Raw genomic sequence first — 807 nt, 5'->3', positions numbered from 1 at the left:
TTGTATTGGCTACCAATGATACCACAGGTTGTGAAAACACCATTACTTTTGACATCAGGGTAAATCCATTGCCAAGTCCAACACTGAATCCAAGCGGAATGCTCGACGCAGAAGTATGTGATGATGATAATGATGGCTTTACCAGTTTCAACCTAAATGATCTGATCAATGATATCATCAACAATGAACCAGATGTAGTCTACAGTTTTCACGAAACACAGGCGGATGCAACCAATAACTTAAACCCACTTGCAAGTCCATACAATAATATTATGATGGATACACAAACCATCTATGTACTGGCAACCAATACCGTTACAGGATGTTTCACCGTAACTCCATTACAACTAAATGTGATTCCAATTCCAGTATTGCCACTAAACATCACAGACTTAGAAGAATGTGATGAGGCAGCAAACTTAGATGGCTTTACGATGTTTGATTTGACAGAGACGCAAACAGAAATCTATGGTACACAAACCCCAAGTGATTACACACTTACCTATCACGAGACTGAACAAGATGCCATTGATGATCTATCACCAATAGTAAACCTTACCGATTATATCAACATCACCATCAATCAACAAACGATTTGGATACGTTTAGAAGACAATACCACAGCTTGTTATGCCATTGGAAGTTTCGATATCATCGTAGTGGGACCACCAGTGCTAGTACAACCGACTCCATTTGCGCTTTGTGATGACCTAGAGAGTGGTGATGAAAGTGATGAGATTAGCACCTTTGATCTTACCGATAAATACATAGAGATCACTGGAGGAAATACCAGTTTAACACTCACCT

1 pseudogene is annotated in these 807 nt (G+C 39.5%); it reads left to right on the top strand.

The annotated features are described in order from the left end of the window. Nucleotides 1-807 (top strand): annotated as a pseudogene (locus H2O64_RS23915) (CUB protein); the annotation flags it as partial.

The organism is Kordia aestuariivivens (assembly GCF_014397005.1).
Taxonomy (GTDB): Bacteria; Bacteroidota; Bacteroidia; order Flavobacteriales; family Flavobacteriaceae; genus Kordia; species Kordia aestuariivivens.
The sequence above is the reverse complement of the archived record's forward strand: the minus strand, read 5'-3'. Positions and strand labels throughout refer to the sequence as shown.